Source organism: Kitasatospora phosalacinea (assembly GCF_000716545.1).
GTDB lineage: Bacteria > Actinomycetota > Actinomycetes > Streptomycetales > Streptomycetaceae > Kitasatospora > Kitasatospora phosalacinea.
The window spans coordinates 92,903-109,973 of record NZ_JNWZ01000004.1; the positions used below are offsets into that span (position 1 = coordinate 92,903).

The window sequence follows — 17,071 nt, forward strand, 5'->3', positions numbered from 1 at the left end:
GCGGGGTAGTGCTGTGGGTGAAGCGGAGCGGGCGGGGGCTCCCGGGTGGTCAGGGAGCCCCCGCCCGGCGGGTGTTACTGCAGGCCGGCCGCGGTGCAGGCGGCGGCGTAGTCGGCGGTGCAGATGTCCGAGACCTTGTACAGGCCGTCGGCGATCACGGTGTCCTTGATGTTCGCCTTGGTGACGACCTTCGGGTCCAGCAGCTGGGCCGGGATGCCCTTGTCGGTGTCGCTGTCGATGGTCGAGGTGGCGACGGACTTGATGTCCTTGCCCTGCAGCAGGTTCACCGCGAGCTGGGCGGCCGAGTCGGCCAGCGGCTTGTAGGCCTTGTAGATGGTGTAGGCCTGGTCGCCGGAGACCAGTCGCTGGATGGCGTCGAGGCCCGCGTCCTGGCCGCCGACCGGGACGTTGATGCCCTGGGACTTCAGCTGGGTGATGATCGCGGCGGCCATGCCGTCGTTGGCGGAGTAGACGGCCTGGAAGCCGTCCTTGCCGAGCTGCGAGATCGCGGCGCCGACCTTCTGGCCCGCGACGGTGGGCTTCCACTCGCCGCTCTGCTCGTAGACGACCTTCTTGACCTTGCTGTCCAGCACCTTGTGGGCACCGGCCTTGAACTTGCCGGCGTTCGGGTCGGCGTCGTCACCGTTGATCATCACGACGTTGGCGTCGGCGGCCTTGTCGCCCAGCGCCTCGACCAGGGCCTGGCCCTGCAGCTCGCCGACCTTCTCGTTGTCGAAGGAGACGTAGGCCGAGACCGGGCCGGTGGCCAGGCGGTCGTACGCGACGACCTTGACGTTCTTCTTGGCGGCCTCGGCGACCCAGGCCTGGGTGGACTTGGCGTCGAACGCGTCGAGGATGATCACCTTGACGCCCTGGGCGATCAGGGTGTCGAACTGCTGCTTCTGCTTGGCGGCGGAACCCTCGGCGTTGTTGTACTCGACCTTGCAGTCGGCACACAGCTCCTTGACCTTGGCCTCGATGAACGGCTTGTCGAAGGACTCGTAGCGGGTCGAGGACGCGTTCTCCGGCAGCAGCAGGCCGATCGACTTGTTGTTGCCCGAACCCGCGTCGCCGCTCTTCTTGTCGTCGCCGGCCTTGCCGCAGGCGGCCATGGTCAGAGCCATCGAGACAGCGACAGTACCGACGGCGACGCGACGCATCATTGCGTTCATGGTGGGGGGAGCCTCCCTGACAGAGCCGCGAATGTTGCGGCGAGGTGGGCAGGAGTCAACCCCGTCTCGAAGCTTGACGTCAATAAGTAAACCCGGAAGCCCCCAGATCCAAACCCTTTCGTTATCTTCCTGAAGGCTCACTCGATATCGAGCGAGCCTTCAGGGCCCCGGCGGAAGGGTCGGCGCGGGGTCAGAGCACCCCGGTCTCCCCCATCTCGCTCATCACCAGGGCCAGCGCGCCGAGCACCTCGGCCCGGCCGCCCAGCGTCCCCGGGACCACCGACAACTGCCGGGCGGCGCTGGGGATCGCGTACCGCGCCACCGAGTCCCGGATCGGGGAAAGCACCAGATCACCGGCTTCGGCGAGGTCTCCGCCGAGGATCACCCGGCGGGGGTTGAGCAGGTTGCACAGGGTGGCCACGCCCATGCCGATCTGGCGGCCCGCGTCGGCGATCACCCGACGGCAGCCCAGGTCGCCCTGCTGGGCCAGCCGCACCACCTTGCTCAGGCTCAACTCGCCGGGGTGGTTGGCGTTCAAGAGGTTGAGCAGGTAGCGGGAGCCCACGAAGGTCTCCAGGCAGCCCCGGTTGCCGCAGCGGCACACCGGCCCCGCCTCGTCCAGCGTGATGTGGCCGATCTCGCCCGCGGTACCCCCCGGGCCCCGGTAGATCTGGCTGTTGATCACCAGGCCGGAGCCCACGCCGCTGGCCACCTTGATGTACGCCAGGTCGCCCAGGCCCCGCCCGGCGCCCCACACCAGCTCGCCCAGCGCGCCCAGGTTGGCGTCGTTGTCCACGTGCACCGGCATGCTCAGCCGTCCGGCCAGCTCCTGGCCCGGCATCACGCCCGTCCAGCCCGGCAGGATCGCGCTCGAACCGAGCGCCCCGGTCTCCACGTCGATCGGGCCCGGCACGCCCAGGCCCACCCCGATCACCTTGTCCGCCGGGAAGCCGGCCTGCCCCAGCAGCCGCTCCACCATCCGCTCGGCCCGGTCGAAGCCCTGCTGCGCGGAGACGTCCACGTCCAGCGGCTCGCTCTCCTCGGCCAGCACCCGGTGCGCCAGGTTGCCCACCGCCACCCGCAGGTGGGTGTGCCCGAAGTCCACGCCCACCACGATCCCGGCGTCCCCGCTCAGCGACACGCTGCGCGCCCGCCGCCCGCCCGAGGAGGTGTCCGCCACCACCACGGTGCCGGATTCCTTGAGCTCGCGGACGATGTTGGACACCGTCGCGGCCGACAGCCCCGTGCCCCGGGCGATCTCCGCCTGGGTCAGCGATCCGGCCATCCGCACCGCTCGCAGCACCCGTTCGAGATTCGCCCGGTGCAGTGAGGACTGCGATCCCGGTGTGTCCGTCGACATGTTCCACCCTCCAGGGCGCACTTGCGGTTCGTCTGAAGTTCAGCTTCAACTTCTCAGCTTCAACTTCTGAACTCTATGCTCCGCTACTGCTCGGAGGGGGAGTCAAGCACGAACACGGATCGTTACTCGCATGGGAGGATTCCCGGTAACCCGAGCCCTGACGAAGGAGTCCTGCGAGTGCCTGGCACCAACTTGACCCGTGAGGAGGCCCGCACCCGGGCCGCACTCCTGGCCGTGGACGCGTACGAGATCGAGCTCGACCTGAGCTCCGCGCGCGCGGGCGGCACCTTCCGGTCCACCACAGTGGTCCGGTTCACCGCGGCCGAACCCGGCGCCTCCACCTTCATCGACCTGGTCGCCCCGGCCGTGAGCGAGATCGTCCTCAACGGCCGCGCCCTGCCGCTGGAGAACTTCGCCGACAGCCGCATCGCGCTGCCCGACCTGGCCGCCGAGAACGAGCTGCGGGTCGTCGCCGACTGCGCCTACACCAACACCGGCGAGGGGCTGCACCGCTTCGTCGACCCCGCCGACGGCGAGACCTACCTCTACACCCAGTTCGAGGTTCCCGACGCCCGCCGCGTCTTCGCCAACTTCGAGCAGCCCGACCTGAAGGCCACCTTCGCCTTCACCGTCACCGCCCCCGCCGGCTGGGTCGTGGTCTCCAACTCCCCCACCCCCGAGCCCGCCGGCGACGGCGAGACCCGGGTGTGGGCCTTCGAGCCCACCCCCCGGATGTCCACCTACATCACCGCGCTGGTCGCCGGCCCCTACGTCGGCGTCTTCGACAGCTACGAGAACGGCGCCCAGCGCGTGCCGCTCGGCGTGTACTGCCGCCCGTCGCTGCGCGAGTACCTGGACGCGGACGCGATCTTCGCGGTGACCCGGCAGGGCTTCGACTACTTCCAGGAGAAGTTCGACTTCCCCTACCCCTTCGCCAAGTACGACCAGCTGTTCGTCCCGGAGTTCAACGCCGGCGCGATGGAGAACGCGGGCGCCGTCACCTTCCGCGACCAGTACGTCTTCCGCTCCAAGGTCACCGACGCCTCCTACGAGGCCCGGGCCGCGACCATCCTGCACGAGCTCGCCCACATGTGGTTCGGCGACCTCGTCACCATGGAGTGGTGGAACGACCTGTGGCTGAACGAGTCCTTCGCCACCTTCGCCGAGGTCGTCTGCCAGGCCGAGGCCCCCGGCTCCAAGTGGCCGCACTCCTGGACCACCTTCGCCAACCAGATGAAGACCTGGGCCTACCGGCAGGACCAACTGCCCTCCACCCACCCGATCATGGCGGAGATCAACGACCTGGAGGACGTCCAGGTCAACTTCGACGGCATCACCTACGCCAAGGGCGCCTCCGTCCTCAAGCAGCTGGTCGCCTACGTCGGCCAGGACGCCTTCTTCCAGGGCGTGCGCGCCTACTTCAAGCGCCATGCCTGGGGCAACACCCGCCTCGCCGACCTGCTCGGCGCCCTGGAGGAGGCCAGCGGCCGCGACCTGCGCGCCTGGTCCGCCGCCTGGCTGGAGACCGCCGGCATCAACGTGCTGCGGCCGGAGCTGTCGGTGGCCGCCGACGGCACCATCGAGTCCTTCGCCGTCCTGCAGGAGGCCCCCGCGCTGCCCGCCGGCGCCCGCGGCGAGGCGGTCCTGCGCCCGCACCGGATCGCCGTCGGCCTGTACGAGCTCACCGACGGCAAGCTGGTGCGCACCGACCGGATCGAGCTCGACGTCGACGGCGAGCGCACCGCCGTCCCGCAGCTGACCGGCCGGAAGCGGCCCGCCGTGCTGCTGCTCAACGACGACGACCTCTCCTACGCGAAGGTCCGGCTCGACGCCGACTCGCTCGCCGTCGTCACCGCGCACCTCGGCGACTTCGCCGACTCGCTGCCGCGCGCCCTGTGCTGGGCCTCCGCCTGGGACATGACCCGCGACGGCGAACTCGCCACCCGCGACTACCTCTCGCTGGCCCTCTCCGGCCTGCAGCGCGAGAGCGACATCGGCGTGGTCCAGTCCGTCCAGCGCCAGGTCAAGCTCGCCCTGGAGCTGTACGCCGACCCCGCCTGGCGCGAGAGCGGCCTGCGGCGCTGGGCCGACGCCGCCCAGAGCGCCCTGCGCGAGGCCCCGGCCGGCAGCGACCACCAGCTCGCCTGGGCCCGCACGCTGGCCGGCGCCGCCCGCACCGACGAGCAGCTCGACCTGCTGGCCGGCCTGTTGGACGGCAGCGTGGAGATCGACGGCCTGGCCGTCGACGCCGAACTGCGCTGGAGCCTGCTCGGCCGGCTGGTCGCCACCGGGCGCGCGGACGAGGCCGCGATCGACGCCGAACTCGCCCGCGACAACACCTCCTCCGGGCAGGAGCACGCCGCGACCTGCCGGGCGGCCCGGCCCACCGCCGAGGCCAAGGCCGAGGCGTGGGCGTCGGTGGTCGACTCCGACACGCTCACCAACTACGTCCAGGAGGCCGTCATCGCCGGCTTCCAGCAGCCCGACCAGCGGGAGCTGCTGGCCCCCTACACCGAGAAGTACTTCGCCTCGGTCAAGCAGGTGTGGGAGACCCGCAGCCACGAGATCTCCCAGCAGATCATCGGCGGGCTCTACCCCTCCTACGCGGTCTCCCGGGCCACCCTGGACGCCACCGACGCGTGGCTCGCCACGGCGGACCCGGCGCCGGCGCTGCGCCGGCAGGTCGTCGAGGCGCGGGCGGGCGTGGAACGGGCGCTCAAGGCCCAGGCCGCCGACCGCTGAGGAATCGGGGGCCCGGGGAGGGGCGGGGCCCAGGCTGCTGACGGTTCACTGCTGTTGCGTGCACGGGCTTCTGGTTCTCGTCACGGCACGCGGCAGCACGGACCTTCGACGGGCTCCGGCCGTCAGCAGCACGGGCCCGCCCTTCCCCGAGCCCCTATTCCGTCCCCAGCGTCACCGTGAAGGCAGTGCGGCCCGGGGCGCTGTCGAGGGTGACGGTGCCGTGGTGGGCGTGGACGACGGCCTGGACGATGGCGAGGCCGAGGCCGGTGGAGCCGGTGCGGCGGGAGCGGGCGCGGTCGCCGCGGGTGAAGCGGTCGAAGACCCGGGGGGCGAGGTCGGCGGGGATGCCGGGGCCGTCGTCGGTGACGGTGAGGCGGCCGTCGGGGGCGAGGCCGAGGGTGACGGTGGTGCCGTCGGGGGTGTGGGTGCGGGCGTTGGCGAGCAGGTTGGTGACGACCTGGGCGAGGCGGTGCGGGTCGCCGGGGACGGTGACCGGTTCGGCGGGGAGTTCGAGCAGCCAGCGGTGCCCGGGGGCGGCGGCCTTCGCGTCGGCGGCGCAGTCGAGGACGATCCGGGTGAGGTCGGTGTCCTGGACGGCGAGCGGGCGGCCGGCGTCGAGACGGGCGAGCAGCAGCAGGTCCTCGACGATGGTGCCCATCCGGCGGGACTCGGCGCTGATGCGTTCCAGCGAGTGCCGCACGGGCTCGGGGACGGGGCCGGGGTGCCGGAGGGCGAGTTCGGCGTGGCCGCGGACGGTGGCGACGGGGTTGCGCAGTTCGTGGCTGGCGTCGGCGGCGAACGCGCGCAGGCGCTCCTCGACGTTCTGGCGGCGGGTCAGGGCGTCCGCGACGTGGCCGAGCAGGCGGTTGAGGGCGGTGCCGACCCGGCCGACCTCGGTGCGCGGGTCGTCGTCGGGGACGCGTTCGGCGAGGTCGACGGTGCCGTTGGCGAGCGGGAGGGCGGAGACCCGTTCGGCGGTGGCGACGACCCGGTCCAGGGGGCGCAGGGCGAACCGGACGGCGAGGGTGCCGGCGGCCGCGGCGGCGGTGAGGGCGGCGGCGAAGACCACGAGTTCGATCAGCAGCAGGTGGCGCACCGTCTCGTCGACGGGGTGCAGCGGCAGGCCGGTGACCAGGGTGTCGTGGTCGTGGCCGGTGACGGCGGCGACCCGGTAGTGGCCGAGGGCGGAGAGGTCGAGGTCGCGGGGCCGGCCGTCGGCGGGCAGGGCGCGCAGCGCGCCCAGGTCGGCGGCGCCGAGCGGGACGGCGGCGTCGGCGGAGTTCCCGGCGAGCGGGACGGGGTCGTCGTCGCCGGGCGGGACGCCGCCGACCACCGCGGCGTGGGTGAGGCCGCCGTCGACCAGGCGGGCGCCGAAGGTGCCGGGTGCCTGGGCGCGGGTGTCGTGGCCGTCCTGGTCGGGGTGTTCGAGGCTGGTGGCGTAGCGGCCGCCGGCGGCGGAGAGCTGCTGGTCGAGGCGGTCGACCAGGAAGTGCCGCAGCGCCTCGCAGGTGGCCAGGCCGACGCCGGCGCAGATCAGCACCAGCAGGACCAGGACACCGGCCACCAGCCGGGCCCGCAGGGTGCGCGGGGCGGGGACGCGCGGGGCCGGGCGTCTCATCCGGTGGCCGCCCGCAGGACGTACCCGGCGCCGCGGACGGTGTGGATCATCGGGGGCCGGCCGGCGTCGATCTTGCGGCGCAGGTAGCTGATGTACAGCTCCACCACGTGGGCCTGGCCGCCGAAGTCGTAGGACCAGACGGCGTCCAGGATCTGGGCCTTGCTGAGCACCTGGCGGGGGTGCTCCATCAGGTGGCGCAGCAGGGCGAACTCGGTGGGGCTGAGGTCGACGGGCTCGCCGCCGCGGCGGGCCTCCCGGGTGGCGGGGTCGAGGCGCAGGTCGCCGACGGCGAGGGTGCCGGGGGCGGCAGGGCCGGGGGGCGCGGTGCGGCGGAGCAGGCCGCGCAGCCGGACCACGACCTCCTCCAGGCTGAACGGCTTGGTGACGTAGTCGTCGCCGCCGGCGGCGATCCCGGCGATCCGGTCCTCGACGGCGTCGCGGGCGGTGAGGAACAGGACGCGCACCTCGGGGTCGGCGGTGTGGACGCGGCGCAGCACCTCCAGCCCGTCGAAGTCGGGCAGCATCACGTCCAGCACCACGGCGTGCGGGCGCCACTCGGCGGCGGCGGCGACGGCGTCCAGGCCGCCGGTGACGCCGCGGGCCTGCCAGCCCTCGTAGCGCAGGGCGCCGCAGAGGACTTCGACCAGGTCGGGTTCGTCGTCGACCACCAGGACCCGCCAGGGGGTGTCCGCGTGCTGCATGGCAGGCATTCTGCCGTCCCGGGATGAGAAAGCGGTGAGATCGCCGGACCGCTCCGGGCCTTGCCACCACTGCTCCGAGCTGCGGCGACACCCTTTCCGGACGCCCGGTGGGACGATCGGTTCATAGGGAACTGAGAGCTTCCGGTGGCACCGTGGGCCCCGTACCACCGAAGGAGGGCCCGTTGACCGCAGTCTCCACTCCCGCCCGGGCCGCCCGGCGCGCCGCGCCCCGCCGAGCCCCGCACCCGGACGCCGTCCGGCACGGCGCGCTCGCCCTGGTCGCGCTCGGCGCGCTCGGCGTCCTCGCCCTGTGGTGGGCCGACACCCCGCGGGTGGCCGGCGCCGCCGACTGGCTCACCGGCGCGGGCCGGATCACCGGCCTGCTGGCCGGGTACGCCGCGCCCGTCCTGCTGCTGCTGATGGCCCGGATCCCGCTGCTGGAGCGCGAGGTGGGCGCGGACCGCCTCGCCCGCTGGCACGCGCACGGCGGCCGCTACCTGGTCTCGCTGGTCACCGCGCACGTGCTGACCGTCGTCTGGGGCTACGCGCTGACCGACGGACGGGGCCTGTGGAGCCAGGGCGTCGAGATCGTGTTCCACTTCCCCGACATGCTCAAGGCCACCGCCGCGACCCTGCTGCTGCTCGGCACCGGCGCGGTCTCCGCCCGGGCCGCCCGCCGCCGGATGGGCTACGAGACCTGGTACTACCTGCACCTGGCCACCTACCTGGCCGTCGCCCTCGGCTTCGCCCACCAGCTCACCACCGGCGCCGACCTCCTCGACGGCCCCCCGAAGGCCGCCTGGTACCTGCTGTACTTCGGCACCGCCGCCGTCCTGGCGTGGTACCGGCTGCTGACCCCGTACCTGCGCGACCGGCGGCACCGGCTGGAGGTCGCCGAGGTCCGCGCCGAGGGCCCGGGCGTGGTCTCGGTCTTCCTGACCGGCCGGCACCTGGACGAACTGCGCGCCGAACCCGGGCAGTTCTTCCGGCTCCAGTTCCTCACCCCGCGACTGCGCTGGGCCGCCAACCCGTACTCGCTCTCCGCGCCCCCGCACCCGCGCTTCCTGCGCTTCACCGTCAAGGGCCTGGGCGCCCACAGCGCGGCGCTCGCCGCGCTCGCCCCCGGCACCAGGGTCCGCGCCGAGGGCCCGTACGGGGCGTTCACCGCGCGGCGGCGCCGCGGCGGGCCGGTGCTGCTGCTCGGCGCGGGCGTCGGCGTCACCCCGCTGCGGGCGCTGGCCGAGACGCTGCCCGGCCAGGTCACCCTGGTGCAGCGCGCCCGCCGCCCCGAGGACGTGCTGTTCCGCCGCGAACTCGCCGCCGTCGCCGAGCGGCGCGGCGTCCGGGTGCACGAACTGCTCGGCGGCCGGGCCGAGGTGGGCGACCTCGGCCCGGCGCTGCGCCGGCTCGTCCCCGACCTGGCCCGGCACGAGGTCTACCTGTGCGGCCCCGAGGAGTTCACCGCCGACGCGGTCCGCGCGCTGCGCGCCGCCGGGGTCCGGGCCGGCCGCATCCACCACGAGTCCTTCGCCTTCTAGGAGCACCCCACCATGCGACGCGCCGTCATCACCGCCTCCGCGACCGCCGCCGGGGTGGTCCTGCTGCTCTCCCTCAAGCCCCACGACGCCGCCCCCGCGCACGCCATCTCCTCCGCGAACGGCGGCGGCGCGGCGGGCGCCTCCGGGACTTCCGGCGCCGGCACCGGCACCGGCACCGGCGCCACGGACGGCGCGCAGAGCGCCGACGGGGCGACCCGCACCCTCACCGGCAGCGCGGTCAACACCCGGTACGGGCCGGTGCAGGTCAAGGTCACCACGGCCGGCGGGAGGATCAGCAGGATCGACGTGATCCAGTACCCCACCGGCGACCGCCGCGACCGGGAGATCAACGAGTACGCGATCCCCGTCCTCAACCAGGAGGCGATCGCCGCGCAGAGCGCGGACATCGACGTGGTCTCCGGCGCGACGTACACCAGCGACGGCTACACCCGCTCCCTGCAGAGCGCGCTCGACCAGGCGGGCGAGTGACCGCCGACCACGTCGAGCACGTCATGGGGACGGTATTCTCCTTCGCCGTCCGCGACCCCGGGCCGGAGACCGGCCCGGCGGTCCGGCGGATCGTGGAGCGGCTGCACCGGATCGACGCGCTGTTCTCGACGTACCGGCCGGAGAGCGAGATCAGCCGGCTCGACCGCGGCGAACTCGCCCTCGCGGAGGCCGACCCCGAGGTACGCCGGGTGCTGGAGCGGTGCGCGGAACTCACCGCGGAGACCGGCGGGTACTTCACCGCGCGGCCCGGCGGGCGGCTCGACCCCAGCGGCTACGTCAAGGGCTGGGCGGTCGAGGAGGCCTCCCGGGCGCTGCGCGCGTCCGGCTCCGCCCACCACTGCGTCAGCGGCGGCGGGGACGTCCAGACCGCGGGCGGCCCCTGGCGGATCGGGATCGCCGACCCGCATCGCGAGGGGGCCGTCGCCCGCGTCGTCACCGGCCACGACCTGGCGGTCGCCACCTCCGGCACCGCGGAGCGCGGCCCGCACATCATCGACCCGCACACCGGCCTGCCCTCGGCCTCCTTCGCCTCCCTCACCCTGGTCGGCCGGGGCCTCACCCGCCTCGACGCCCTCGCCACGGCGGCGTTCGCGATGGGCGCGCCGGCGCTGCGCTGGCTCGCCGCGAAGGGCGTCCGGGCCCTGGCGATCCACCCGGACGGGCGGCAGGAGACGACGGGGAGCTGGGGGTAGGGCGGGGACGCGCGGGCCCCTGGTCGGCGCGGCTCGTCCGCCGGGGGTCCCGGCCCCGGACACGCGACGGCGACCGCCGGGCCCGACGGGTGTCGAGGCCAGGCGGTCGCCGCCGTACGGGTCGGGGACCCGGTTACTTCTTCTTGGTGCCCGGGATCATGCAGAGGCCCGCGATCACCGCGAAGGCGACGATCGGGAGGGCGACGAACAGTCCCAGGGTCTCGCCGACGCTCAGGCCGGTGCCCGGGTTGTCGCCGTCGTCGCGCGTGAGCGCCATGGCGGGCGACGACATCAGCATCATCAGCGTGGCCGCCGCGGTGACCGCACCGGCGCGCATTGCGTTCCTCTTGTCCACGTTTCCCAAGGTACCGGCCCCCTACAGCGCCGCGCCCGGCGGGGTGCGCCTGTCGGCGTGTCCCGGCGGCGGGGTGTCGAGCGGGGCGAGGGTGGCGGCGATGCCCGCGGTGCCGGGGGCGGCGGCGAGTTCGTCGAGGGTGCGGGGGGTGCCGGTGGCGTCGGCGACCGGCAGGCGCCAGTTGGGGTACTGGTCCCAGGTGCCGGGGAGGTTCTGCGGGCGGGGGTCGCCGACGGTGTCGGGGAGCCAGACGCCGACCAGTTGGGCGGGGGTGGCCAGCAGGTAGGCGTACAGCGCCTCGGGGGTGACCGGCTCGCCCGCGGTGAGCAGTCCGATCCGGACCAGCTCCTGCTGCCAGTCGGCGAGTTCTCCGGCGGCCGCGTCCTGTTCCTCGCCCAGCGGGCGGGCCAGCAGGCCGAGGCGGTGGCGCAGTTCGACGTGCTCGCCGGTGAGCCGGGCGGCGGTGGAGGGCAGGTCGTGGGTGGTGAGGGTGGCCAGGCAGCCGGCGCGCCAGCGCTCGGGGGGCAGCACGGCGCCGTCCGCCCGCCAGTCCCGTTCGAACCAGAGCACGGAGGTGCCGAGCACGCCGTGTTCGGCGAGGCGTTCGCGCACGCCCGGTTCGACGGTGCCGAGGTCCTCGCCGATGACGGCGGTACCGGCCCGGTGGGCCTCCAGGGCGAGGACGGCGAGCATCGCCTCGGCGTCGTAGCGGACGTAGGTGCCCTCGGTGGGGCGGGCGCCCTCGGGCACCCACCAGAGCCGGAACAGGCCCATCACGTGGTCGATCCGGATCGCTCCGGCGTGCCGGGCGGAGGCCCGGATCAGCTCGGCGAACGGGGCGTAGCCGGCCTCGGCGAGGGCGTCGGGCCGCCAGGGCGGCAGGCCCCAGTCCTGGCCGTGGGCGTTGAACGCGTCCGGCGGGGCGCCGGTGGAGATGCCGGCGGCCAGCACGTCCTGCAGGGCCCAGGCGTCGGCGCCGTCGGGGTGGACGCCCACCGCGAGGTCGTGGATCAGGCCGATCGGCATGCCGGCGTCGGTCGCGGCGCGCTGGGCGGCGCGCAGCTGCTCGTCGACCAGCCAGGCCAGCCAGCGGTGGAACTCGATCCGGTCCTTCAACTCGGCCTTGGCGGCGGCCACCTGCGGGCCGGCGGGGTGGCGCAGGCCCTTGGGCCAGGAGCGCCAGCCGCCGCCGTGCGCCTCGGCCAGCGCGTTCCACACCGCGTACCGCTCCAGCCACTCGCCCTCGCGCCGGACGAACGCCCGGTACGCGGCCTCCCGGCCGACGCCGCGGGGCACGGTGTGCAGCAGTTCCAGGGCCCGGTGCTTGAGCGACCACACCGAGTCGCGGTCGATCAGGGCGTCGTGCTCCAGCACCTCCTCGCGCAGCAGCCGGGCCCGGCGGGCGAGTTCGCGGGCCTCCTCGTGCCGGGCGTACTCGGGGACGGCCTCGATCCGCAGGTGCACCGGGTCGGCGAAGCGGCGCGAGGACGGGCGGTACGGGGACGGGTCGGAGGGGGCGCCGGGCATGCCCGCGTGCAGCGGGTTGATCTGCAGGAAGCCCGCGCCGAGTTCGGCGCCGGCCCACTGGGCGAGCTCCGCGAGGTCGGCCAAGTCGCCCATGCCCCAGGACTGTTCGCTCAGCACCGAGTACAGCTGGGCGAGGAAGCCCCAGCTGCGGCCGCGCGGTCCGGGGATCCGCGGCGGGGCGACGACCAGGGTGGCGCGGGCGGTCCGCTCCCCCGCCCGGACGTCCAGCGCGTGGCGCCCCGGCGGCAGGTCCTCGGGCAGCCGGTGCGCGTGCTCGCCGGTCAACTCCCGGACGTCGCCGCCCTGTTCCAGCTCGATCCGGACTTCCGCCCCGGCCGGCAGGTCGAGCGCGGTGCGCCGCCCCTGCCAGGCCACCACGGTGGGCGGCAGCAGCCGCCGCGCGGTCTCCTCGCGGTGCCGCTCCAGCGCCTTCGCGGCCGACTCCGGCGTCCCGGCGTCGACCCCGAACGCGGCCAGCACGGCGGCCAGCGTCCCCGCCCCGACCTGCACCGGCCCGGCCCCGGCGTCGTAGCAGGTGTCCACCCCGTACGCGTGCGCGAGCGCCGTCAACTCCGGCGGGGCGGGCGGGTTGTCCTCCGCCGGCACCAGCTCGGATCCCGCCTGCTCGCGGTCAAGGTATGCGGCCACCCAGCGCACTCCGTCCTCGGGGGCTCCCCCACGCCAACAATGCCGACAGGCACAGTCCTACCCGCGCCGCCGCCCCCCGACCCCGACCGACACGGCCCCCGGCCCGCGCCGGTCGGGTGAACGTTCCACCGCAGGGTTGCCGCTCGGGCGGGCGTTCGGCGTTTTCGGGCGATAACGGACATAGCCGCCAGGCCCGTTGACAGGGACGCGGGGAGCTGGTGGGGTGGGCGGGCCGGGTGGCCCCGGGGGGCTGGGCCGGGGCGGCAGAGGGCCGGTGAGCTGGGCGTTTCGGGCGAGGAGGCTCCGGTGCAGGCGCGGGTGTCGGTGGCGGCCGGGCGTCGGCTGCGGCAGCGGTTGGAACAGAGCGCGGCGCTGCGCGAGGTGCTGTACCACCCGGCGGCGCTGGCGGCCCGCCGGACGGCGGCGCGGACGGCCCGGCAGGTGGCGCCGAAGGCCGCGGACCGCTTCATCGCCGACTTCAAGGGCACGGCGCCGCTGCTGGCCTCGGTGCGGGCCGAGCGGCGCGCGGGCCGGCGCGGCAGCGCGCTGCGGGTCGCGGCGACGCTGTCGGCGGCGGCGGTGGTCGGCGGGCTGCTGATCCCGGCGCAGGGTTTCGCCGCGGAGGCGGGCGCCCGCCAGGACCTGCGCAGCGCCGCGCCGGACGCGGCCGAGCCGGCCGCCGCCGCGGAGGCCCCGCTGCCGCTGGGTTCGCTGACGGACCCCCAGGTGTTCCCGCGCCCGCAGGAGTTGCGGGCGGGCGGCAAGCCGGTGGCGGTGCCCCGGCAGGTGACGGTGGTGCTGGCGGACTCCGCGGACGGCCCGGCGGTGGACGCGGTGCGCGCGCTGCTGGCCCGGGCGGGCGCGGCGCAGGTGCTGATCGCGGCGCAGGCGCCCGAGCACCCGGAGCCGGGTTCGCTGGTGGTGTACGTGGGCGGCCCGTACGAGGGCGCGGGCGGGGCGGTCGACCGGGCGCTGCGGCAGCTCGCGGTGGCGGGCGGCCTGGAGGACACCGAGGTGCCGCGGCTGGCGGGCCTCCCCTCGGGCGGCTACCTGCTGGCGTCCGGGCAGCTGCCGGCCGAGGGCGGCGCGTACGGCGCGGTGGTGCTGGCGGGCACGGACGGCGCGGGCACCTTCTACGCGGTGCAGAGCCTGGCCCAGCTGCTCGCCCCCGTCGGCCCGGGGCAGGGGCAGGGCGGCGAGGGCGACCGGGGCTTCCCGGGCGTGCTGGTGCGGGACTGGCCGTCGGGGGCGGCGCGGCGCGGCACCGCGGAGTCGTTCTACGGGGCGCCGTGGAGCCCGGCGCAGCGGCTGGCGGTGGTGGACTTCCTGGGCCGCACCAAGCAGGACTACTTCCTGTACGCGCCGGGCGGCGACCCGTACCGCTCGCAGCGCTGGCGGGAGGCGTACCCCCGCGAGCGGGCGGCGGAGCTGTCCGAGCTGGCGGCGCGGGCCCGGGCCAACCACGTGACGGTGGCGTACTCGATCGCGCCGGGGCAGTCGTTCTGCTTCTCCTCGGGCAAGGACGCGGACGCCCTGGTGGCGAAGCTGGACGGGCTGTGGGAGCTGGGCGTGCGGGAGTTCCAGCTGGACTTCCTGGACGTGTCGTACGACGAGTGGCACTGCGGGGCGGACCGGCGCACGTTCGGCACCGGGCCGGTGGCGGCGGCGAAGGCGCAGGCCGCGCTGGTCACGACGGTGCGGCAGGAGCTGGCGGCGAAGCACCCGGGCCTGGCGCCGCTGTCGGTGGTGCCCACCGAGTACCTGAAGCAGGGGACGTCGCCGTACCGGGCCGCGCTGGCGGCCGGGCTGCCGGACGGGGTGCGGGTGGTGTGGAGCGGCGGCTCGGCGATCCCCAAGCAGGTGACGGGCGATCAGATCGGCTCCACGGCGGCCCTGTTCGGGCGTCCGCTGGTCACCATGGACAACTACCCGGTGAACGACTCGGCGCCGGACCGGCTGTTCCTGGGCGGCTACGCCGGGCGGGACGCCGAGGTGGCGCGGCGCTCGGCGGTGCTGCTGACGGCCGCGATGAGCCAGCCGGTGGCGTCCCGGATCCCGCTGGCGACGGCCGCCGACTTCGGCTGGCAGCCGGACGGCTACCAGCCCGAGCGGTCGCTGGCCTCGGCGCTGCGGCTGCTGACGGCGGGGCCGGCGCAGCAGGCCGCGGCGGCGGCGCTGGCGGGCAACAGCGCCTCCTCGCCGCTGGGCGGCCAGGAGTCGGCGTACCTGGCGCCGCTGGTGGAGCGGTTCTGGGCGGCGGCCGAGCCGGCCTCGGGCGCGCCGGCCGACGCGGGCCGGCTGCGGGAGGCGGCGCAGCCGCTGCGCGAGGCGTTCACGGTGATGGCGGACGCGCCGCGGACGCTGGCGGGCGACCCGCTGGCGCAGGACGCGGCGCCGTGGCTGGCCCGGCTGTCGGCGTACGGCTCGGCGGGCCGGGCGGCCGTGGACATGCTGCTGGCGCAGCAGGGCGGCGACGGCACCGCGGCCTGGCAGGCCCGGCTGGAGCTGGGGCGCCAGCGCGGGGTGCTGGAGCAGAACCCGGTGACGGTCGGCAAGGGCGTGCTGGACGCCTTCCTGGAGCGGGCGGCGAAGTCCGCGGACACCTGGTCGGGCATCACCGCCGGGGCGTCCCCGACCAGCACCCTGGGCACCGCGCACGACCACGGCCCGGCGCTGATGGCGGACGGCTCCGGGCAGACCTTCTACTGGTCGTCCGCCCCGCCGCAGGTCGGCGACGGCTTCGGCCTGGACCTGGGCACCCCGAAGCCGCTGGGCTCGGTGACGGTGCTGATGGGCGGCTGGGGCGACGAGCCGGACGCCCGCTCGGCGGCCGACGACTACCTGCACGACGGGGTGCTGGAGTACTGGAGCGGTTCGGGCGGCTGGCACCGGCTGGCCACCGTGCACGGCCAGCGGACGGTCAGCGTGACCGCCCCGGCGGGCACGGTCGCCAAGGCGGTGCGGCTGCGCGCCACCTCCGGGCAGCAGACCGCCGTCGCGGTGCGGGAGTTCACCGCGGCCGCGCCGGACGCCGTGGACGCGGCGGTCTCCGGGCCGCCGGCCGCGCCGGGCTCCTCGGCGGACGCGGTGCTCTCCGGCGACCCGGACTCCGCGTTCCGGGCGGCCGCGCCGCCGGCCGAGGGCGACGCCCCGCTGACGGTGGAGCTGGGCTCGGCCCGGCCGCTGGACCGGCTGACCGTGCTGACCGACCCGACGGTGCGGGCCGAGGCGACCGCGCAGGTGCGCCGCCCGGACGGCAGCTGGGCCGACCTGGGCCCGGTGCGGCCCGGCTACAACGAGCTGCGGGCGGACGGCGGGCCGGTGGAGGCGCTGCGGCTGGTGTGGCGGCCGGGCGGCGAGGCCCCGGTGGTCAACCAGGTGATCCCGTGGTGGGCGGACGTCCCGGCGGCCCGGCTGACGCTGGCCCAGCCGACGCTGGACGTGGTGGCGGGTGCCACCGTGCCCGCGCAGGCCACGGCCACCGTGGAGTCGGGGCGGCCGGACGCGCTGACCGGCTCCCTGAAGGCCGAGGTCCCGGCGGTGGCCAAGGGGCTGGCGGTGGCTCCGGCGGCGGCGGTGACGGTGCCGCGCGGCGGCCAGGTGGGCGCGCCGCTGCTGGTCACGGCGGCCGCGGACACCCCGTCGGGCACCTACCGGGTGCCGCTGGTGTTCACCGCGGGCGCGCTGTCCGTCCGCCAGGAGCTGCTGGTGCACGTGGTGCCGCCGACCGGCGGGCCGGACCTGGCGCCGACCGCGACCGCCTCGTCCTCGGGCGACGACAGCGCGAGGACCCCGGCGGCGGCGGTCGTCGACGGCGACCCGAAGACCTCCTGGAGCTCGCCCGCCGAGGACGGCGCCTGGGTGCAGCTGCGGCTGCCGCAGCCGGTCCGGCTGGGTTCGGCGGTGCTGCACTGGGGCGCGGCGTACGCCTCCGCGTACCGGCTGGAGACCTCGGCCGACGGCGTGGTGTGGACCGCCGTCGCGGAGGTGGGCAACGGGCAGGGCGGCACCGAGACGGTCCGCTTCGACGCGCCGGGCGCGCGGTACCTGCGGGTGCAGGGCGTGGGCCGGGCCACCCGCTACGGGTACGCGCTGTCCGGCGTCGAGCTGTACGGCGTGCAGGCGCCGTAGGGACGCGGCGGGCCGCCGACGCTCCCGTTGCGGGGGCGGCGGCGGCCCATGAGGCGTACCGGTTTTCGTGTCGGGCA

Annotated in this window: 11 protein-coding genes; 5 read left to right on the plus strand and 6 right to left on the minus strand. The window is 75.3% G+C overall.

Features of this window, described 5'->3' with window-relative positions:
* Window positions 1-74: 74 nt before the first annotated feature.
* Window positions 75-1,172 carry a sugar ABC transporter substrate-binding protein gene (locus tag OO48_RS03385; RefSeq protein ID WP_033212647.1) on the minus strand — a complete coding sequence of 366 codons (1,098 nt, stop codon included), beginning with the start codon at window positions 1,170-1,172 and terminating at the stop codon, window positions 75-77.
* A 190-nt stretch (window positions 1,173-1,362) separates the two neighbouring features.
* Complete coding sequence (locus OO48_RS03390) at window positions 1,363-2,532, minus strand: ROK family transcriptional regulator (protein WP_033212651.1); 1,170 nt, start codon at window positions 2,530-2,532, stop codon at window positions 1,363-1,365.
* A gap of 177 nt (window positions 2,533-2,709) precedes the next feature.
* On the opposite strand from OO48_RS03390, the gene pepN reads away from it, so the two are divergent.
* Window positions 2,710-5,274 (plus strand): aminopeptidase N, encoded by a 2,565-nt coding sequence (pepN, locus tag OO48_RS03395; protein WP_033212652.1) that lies wholly within the window; start codon window positions 2,710-2,712, stop codon window positions 5,272-5,274.
* Window positions 5,275-5,428: 154 nt separating this feature from the next.
* On the opposite strand, the gene OO48_RS03400 is transcribed toward pepN, so the two are convergent.
* Both OO48_RS03400 and OO48_RS03405 read right to left on the minus strand, forming a co-directional pair.
* Window positions 5,429-6,892 (minus strand): sensor histidine kinase, encoded by a 1,464-nt coding sequence (locus tag OO48_RS03400; RefSeq protein WP_033212653.1) that lies wholly within the window; start codon window positions 6,890-6,892, stop codon window positions 5,429-5,431.
* A complete protein-coding gene (locus OO48_RS03405) occupies window positions 6,889-7,602 on the minus strand; it encodes a response regulator transcription factor (RefSeq protein ID WP_033212654.1) in 714 nt (237 codons plus the stop codon). Before OO48_RS03405 ends, OO48_RS03400 begins: the two co-directional genes overlap by 4 nt.
* Before the next feature lie 173 nt (window positions 7,603-7,775).
* Between OO48_RS03405 and OO48_RS03410 the strand changes: the two genes are divergently transcribed.
* From OO48_RS03410 to OO48_RS03420, 3 genes are read left to right on the plus strand one after another with little or no spacing between them, the layout of a single operon-like run.
* Entirely contained in the window at window positions 7,776-9,131 is a 1,356-nt protein-coding gene (locus OO48_RS03410) for a ferredoxin reductase family protein (protein ID WP_033212656.1), read from the plus strand.
* Window positions 9,132-9,143: 12 nt separating this feature from the next.
* Entirely contained in the window at window positions 9,144-9,620 is a 477-nt protein-coding gene (locus tag OO48_RS03415) for an FMN-binding protein (RefSeq protein ID WP_033212658.1), read from the plus strand.
* 23 nt (window positions 9,621-9,643) lie between these two features.
* The gene (locus OO48_RS03420) at window positions 9,644-10,333 is read left to right on the plus strand and encodes an FAD:protein FMN transferase (protein ID WP_051731689.1); all 690 of its coding nucleotides are present in this window, start codon (window positions 9,644-9,646) and stop codon (window positions 10,331-10,333) included.
* Window positions 10,334-10,466: 133 nt separating this feature from the next.
* Here OO48_RS03420 and psbW read toward each other — a convergent pair whose 3' ends face one another.
* A complete protein-coding gene (gene psbW, locus OO48_RS03425; RefSeq protein ID WP_081951881.1) occupies window positions 10,467-10,688 on the minus strand; it encodes a photosystem II reaction center protein PsbW in 222 nt (73 codons plus the stop codon).
* Window positions 10,689-10,709: 21 nt separating this feature from the next.
* The gene (malQ, locus tag OO48_RS03430) at window positions 10,710-12,821 is read right to left on the minus strand and encodes a 4-alpha-glucanotransferase (protein WP_051731690.1); all 2,112 of its coding nucleotides are present in this window, start codon (window positions 12,819-12,821) and stop codon (window positions 10,710-10,712) included.
* 348 nt (window positions 12,822-13,169) lie between these two features.
* Between malQ and OO48_RS03435 the strand changes: the two genes are divergently transcribed.
* Window positions 13,170-16,994: a glycoside hydrolase family 84 protein gene (locus OO48_RS03435; protein WP_051731681.1), complete on the plus strand. Its 3,825-nt coding sequence runs from the start codon at window positions 13,170-13,172 to the stop codon at window positions 16,992-16,994.
* Window positions 16,995-17,071: the final 77 nt, after the last annotated feature.

What these genes read in the sequence shown, in the direction of transcription:
- OO48_RS03405 (WP_033212654.1), bottom strand. Translation starts at nt 7,602, where the DNA reads ATGCCTGCCATGCAGCACGCGGACACCCCCTGGCGGGTCCTGGTGGTC.
- OO48_RS03415 (WP_033212658.1), top strand. Translation starts at nt 9,144, where the DNA reads ATGCGACGCGCCGTCATCACCGCCTCCGCGACCGCCGCCGGGGTGGTC.
- OO48_RS03385 (WP_033212647.1), bottom strand. Translation starts at nt 1,172, where the DNA reads ATGAACGCAATGATGCGTCGCGTCGCCGTCGGTACTGTCGCTGTCTCG.
- OO48_RS03390 (WP_033212651.1), bottom strand. Translation starts at nt 2,532, where the DNA reads ATGTCGACGGACACACCGGGATCGCAGTCCTCACTGCACCGGGCGAAT.
- OO48_RS03420 (WP_051731689.1), top strand. Translation starts at nt 9,644, where the DNA reads ATGGGGACGGTATTCTCCTTCGCCGTCCGCGACCCCGGGCCGGAGACC.
- OO48_RS03400 (WP_033212653.1), bottom strand. Translation starts at nt 6,892, where the DNA reads ATGAGACGCCCGGCCCCGCGCGTCCCCGCCCCGCGCACCCTGCGGGCC.